This window comes from Microbacterium sp. MMO-35, assembly GCF_037147555.1.
In the GTDB taxonomy this organism is placed as follows: Bacteria; Actinomycetota; Actinomycetes; order Actinomycetales; family Microbacteriaceae; genus Microbacterium.
The window spans coordinates 1-5,191 of the sequence record NZ_JBBCVH010000021.1; the positions used below are offsets into that span (position 1 = coordinate 1).

At 65.6% G+C, this 5,191-nt stretch carries 5 protein-coding genes; all 5 read right to left on the bottom strand.

The genetic code is table 11. The annotated features are described in order from the left end of the window. The coding region (locus tag WFJ01_RS18905; protein ID WP_336630023.1) for a hypothetical protein at positions 1–845 on the bottom strand (845 nt) is incomplete at its 3' end. Between the two features lie 56 nt (positions 846–901). Continuing rightward, complete coding sequence (locus WFJ01_RS18910) at positions 902–2,032, bottom strand: hypothetical protein (protein ID WP_336630024.1); 1,131 nt, start codon at positions 2,030–2,032, stop codon at positions 902–904. A 92-nt stretch (positions 2,033–2,124) separates the two neighbouring features. Then, on the bottom strand, positions 2,125–2,556 hold the full coding sequence (locus WFJ01_RS18915; protein ID WP_336630025.1) for a hypothetical protein: 432 nt from the start codon (positions 2,554–2,556) through the stop codon (positions 2,125–2,127). Positions 2,557–2,581: 25 nt separating this feature from the next. Then, complete coding sequence (locus WFJ01_RS18920; RefSeq protein WP_336630026.1) at positions 2,582–3,838, bottom strand: hypothetical protein; 1,257 nt, start codon at positions 3,836–3,838, stop codon at positions 2,582–2,584. Between the two features lie 676 nt (positions 3,839–4,514). After that, positions 4,515–5,191 (bottom strand): hypothetical protein (locus WFJ01_RS18925; RefSeq protein WP_336630027.1); only part of this gene is annotated, 677 nt, incomplete at its 5' end.

A 5,191-nucleotide genomic window follows, 5' to 3' on the forward strand; every position in this document is an offset into this window, starting at 1 on the left:
GGCCAGTCCGTGCGGGCGTCGGTCACCCCGGTCGCGGGGGATCCGTCTGCCTTCACGTGGCCGGCGTAGGAGCCGGTCGTGCGGTTCAGGACGGTCGCCGGGTCGAGGTGCAGGGTGGCCTTGTCGCCGACGAGGCTGCATGCATCCGCGGATCCACCGACGACCCACATTTCGGTCAGATCGGAGTCGTTGAGGGTGGAGAAGTACAGCGACCCGGTCGGGTAGCGGCACTGCGAATAGACGATCGTCATACCCGCGAGGCTCCCCGTCCCGCCGATCAAGCCGTGATTGGACAGGCGAGGACCAGTGGTGAAGTCAACGTCGTGACAGACGAGTGTGCAGCCGGTGTCCCCGTCCATCCCGATCGGCATCGGGTATCCGCCCGCCGAGGGGGCCGCGTTGGTGAAAGCGCACCGGGTGAGGACGATCGTGGCGAGTGCGTGCAGATGAAACGCATACTTCGGATCGAACGCCCCAGCATTGTCCACGCAGGTGACGTCGATACCTTCCCAGTAGAACCCGCCCGTCGGCTCCATCCCCCACTCCACGCGGGTCGCGCCCTTCGTGGGGTCGAGGGCGTAGAACGCTGCGAACGGGTGAATCTCTCCCGACCCGAACTCCGACCCCGGCTGGTAGACGCCTGGGCCGACGAGATACGTGATCCAGAAATTCGGGGTCGGCTTCACCAGGCCAGCAGCAGCCACCGCGGCATTCTGTGTCGCAGTGCCCGCGGCGATCGCCGCCTTGAACGTCGTGAACTCCCCGGACCCGTCCCGCGCTATCCGGATCGTCCGCAAGCTCCTGCCCGTGGGGCGCATCTGCATCACCAGCGGATCCGCGATCACCGGGCGAGGATCCGCGGGCGGAGACACCGTGCCCCCGCCCGCAGCCATGAGGAGAATCATGCGACGTACTCCACCTTGAAGTTGTCGACCGTGATCGTCGAGGTGTCGGCGCGGTAGCAGCCGATCCCGACCTGCACCGTCGATGGCGGCTTCGTCGAGGAGCCCGTACCGGTCGCGGCGCAGACCACCGTGCCGCCCACGGTCAACTGGAACGTCAGATCACCGGACGCGCTGCGAGAGCACTCCGCGACTGCCGTCCCCGAGTCCGGTGGGATGATCGCGCCCGGGCTCTGCGTCCACGAATCCCCCGAGTCATTCCGGAACGACGCGACCGTTCCCTTCTTCATCAGCGCACCGAACGGCTGGGCGTGGACGTTGGAGGGGAAGATCGCCCAGAGCGTCGCCCCGGGGTACGCGGACAGGTCGTAGTCGAACGTGACCCGCACCCGCCCCTCGGTGCCGACAGGGGGATACGCGATGCCAGCGGTCAGGTCCACCCAGCCCTCCGCGGCCTTCCCGAGCGAGAGTTTGTTGCTCGCGATCCGCGCGAACTGGCCGTCCGCCCACGACGGGTAACCGTACGGGCCACCCGTCGGAGCCTTCCATGCCCGACTTCCGGTCGGCGTGTTTCGGCCGACGATCGCCCCATCCGAGCCAGTGAAGTCATCCTGCGCCCACACCGTCCACGTCGGAGGCGTCGCCGTGGACTTCACCACGGCCGCCCCGGTCTTGACGTTTCCGGCGGCGTCGCGCACCCGATGCCGGAACGTGAACGATGTGCTGGATGCGAGGTCCGTGTACTGGTACGTCGGGTCGATCTGCCACGCCGACCAGGTGGCCCCGTTGTCCTTCGAGAAGGCGTACGGGGCGGCGTGCAGCGCGACGTCGTCCATCGCGCCCGTCACGGTCAGGTCCGCGGTCGTGTAGCTCGTGACCACGGTCAGGGTGCCGGCGGTCGGGGCGGTCGTGTCGGGCCGTGCGGGGCCGACGGGGAAGAGCTGCCACCCGGCGGTGAGCTTCACGGCCACGGCCGTATCTCCCTCCACCATCGGGATGCCCTCCACCGTGCCCGACTCGCCGGACCAGACGATCGCCGCCTGACACCCCAGAACACCATCCAACGACACCGTGGCCGCAGCGGTCGCGTTGATCTCGTACGCGTGCTCATGCTCAACCGGGACAGTCACCGCCCCAGAAACAGTCGGCGTGTGCAAACCCGGGACAGCCGGTGCACCATCATCACCCTTCGGCCCCTTGATGTTCGTGATCGTTACCTTGGTCACTTGTCGTTCCTCCACACGTCGCCGGTGATGCTGTCGTAGCCGAAGTCGCCATCTACGGCCTCGGGCGGGAAGGGCAGATCCCCAGTGAGGTCCCACCAGTAGACGCCCGGCCCACCAGCCCCACCGCCACGGTTGAACAGCAACTCCGAGTACGTCATCGACGCGACATCAGGGACCGTCAACGTGAAGACCTGCATCTGATCCCCATCAAGGTCTTGCTGCAACTCCAAATACACCCCGTCCGGGGTGGTTGGGACCGTCCACGGCTGACCTGCGATCAGCGGGACACCATCACGAACCCTCGCAACAGCAAGCGCCTGAGTCACATGACCCACACCAATATCGAACGGCTTCGACGCCCGCACACGCAGGAACCCGTTAGCCGGCTCCCCCGTGGAATCGAGGATCGGACCTGTGATCGTAGGCAAGCGCCTCACCTCTTTCGTGTACGCGTCACCCGCGCTGTGTTTCGTCAATGCGGCCCTGCAGGCCGCGCAGCTGATCGCTCAGCCATGCCCGGTTCGATGACGGGACCGGGTAACCGCCGACGACACGCTCGGGTGCACAGTCGAGGGTCACATCACTGGTAGCGCCGAACGAGATCCGGATGATCCGCACCCGATAGGTGCCGGCCGGGATGCGCGGGTTGTCTCCGATGCGGATCTTCGCCCAGTCCCCCGGCCAGTAGGTTCCAAGCTTCGGCGGCTGGTTCCGTTTCACCCGCACCTGGAACGTCTCCGTGAACGTCGAGAACCTGACCACGTCCTCGTCGACGTACGCCTGCAGCGTCGCCGGGAGGCTGACGCTGTTGCGCTGCTCGACCATCTCCAGCATCGGGAAGCCCGCGTCAGTCAGGACGGTGGAGGACGCGAGCGCCTCGAGCGGGACGTCGGCACCTTCCGGTGTCGCCCCCACACCCCACGCATGCGTGGCAAGGTCACGGCCATCCCTATCCAAGTCCGTGACCTGCGCGAACCTGCCTGGGGCACTCAGATCCCAGTAGTGATCCGCACCAGCCTGAGTCAGATCCGGGTCTCCCGTCAGAAGATCCCACCGCACATGCCGCTGATCAACCGTCAGCTTCGGACGGAACGTGATGTCCGGGCCGTTCTCAACCTCGGTCAGGTTCTTCAACGCCTCAGCAACAACCATCCGGTCCTTACCCGGATACTCGCGCTCATTCGTCCCAGCAACATCGGCCTCATAGTCGATCGGGAGACCCGCATGAGACCACGCGCACGCCTGCTGCACGATCCGCTTCGCGATCGTCCGCAACGACATCCCCGACCATGCCGACGTGACCGCAGACGGCAGCGTCGTCCCCGGTGGAAGGATCAACCGGCGGGTGAAGTACTCCCACATCCCGGCCGCGTTGATCGTCGAAGCCCGCGGGAACGTGAACGGGTCGCCCTGCACTGGCCCCGCCGCGAGGACGACCCCGTTCTCCACCCAGCCGATGAAGTCGCGCTGCGGGAGAAGCTGGTTCGGGATATCAATACCGACACCGGTGCGCGGATCCACCAGAGGGAGCTTCAGGTCGGCCTTCACCGAATCGGCGGCGTTCAGGGTGAGCTCGACGTTGCAACCAACGGGCACGATCTTGCGGAGCGTGATCTCCCCGGTGAGGAACCGCCCACCGATCAGGTAGCCGCTCATCGTGCCCGCTTCCACACTCCGGCAACCTTCACCCACCGGGTGGTGCGCTTCCACGTGCCAGAGACTTTCATCCACCGGGACGTGTTCTTCCACACCCCAGCGACGCGAAGCCGACCGCCACCGATCGTCGTCGCGGAGACGACATCGGATGGTGCAGACCATCCGATCGCGTTCTTCGCGCGCGCCTGCCAGTAGTACGTTGTCCCCGGGTCAAGGTCGTTGCGGATGATGTCACCAGACGGGGTCCCATTCACCCATGACGCACCAACAAAGTCCGCGCGGGTGGAGACCCGGTACTGGTGGTCCGTGATCGTCGATCCACCATCGCCCGTGAGACGGTAACGGAACCGCATGCCCGTCGCAGTGATCTGATCCAGACCAGCCGACGACCCCGTAACACGCGGAGGATCCGGGACAGAAGCCGACGCCCTACTGATCCACTCCGAGAACGACGCAGACCCACCCAGACCAGACGTGCCCGTCGCATCCTGCCCCAACGTGACCGTCTGACTCTCCGTGACAGTCCACGACCCGAGAAGCCGCGTCCCGAACCCGGCACCCAGAGAGACCGTCCCCCCAACTGGGGAACCGTTCACCGTCCCGAACCAGGAATACCCGCCCGTGTTCGTCGCCGGATCACTACACGACACATAGAACGAAACCGTGGTGCCGTCATCAGCAATCGTCAGCGTCCCAGCGCTGCCCACCCCGTGATCGGCCACCGTGCCTCCTAAAGAATCTGGTCGTATGTGTCGCCGTCTTCACCCAGCGAGTTCGACGGAACCCCCGTGCCCGACAGGAACCCGAGGTTCGCGCGAGCCTGCGCTTTCGACGTCCCACCCGTGCCACCACCAGAAACCGGAAGCGTCCCAGCCGAGACATTCAGACCAGTAACCGGGGCAGGGTCCGTGAACGCCGCCCCAGACTGTGTGTTCGTCGCGCCCGCCGCGATCAGCTTCCGCCCCAACTCGAGAGCACCAGCCGGAAGAGACGGCAACAGCGGCGACGCCGCAGGAGTCCCCTTCGCCACATCAATGACGAACGACACCGCAACACCAGCCCCATCAAGCAGAGGATCCGGCTGACGTGCATAAATCCGATCGATCCGCGGATTCACACCATCAGCAGGATCAGTCGGCACAGTCTGCGTATCCGGCACCCCCACCAGGTAGACACCGTTCGTCGTCGACCGCACCAACACCAGGCCCCCACCAGTGACCTTGTACTCCATCGCCGACGGCGACCCAGACACCACGAAATGGTCAGAACCGAGCCGTCCCGGTGCAGCAACACCCGGCGCGGACTGTTTGAACAGCGGAGCAAGCGCACGCCGGAGCCCCTGAGCGGTCGTCCCCTGCCCGCCCGTATTCAGATCTACGACAAGACCAGCAGCAACAGTGACCATCA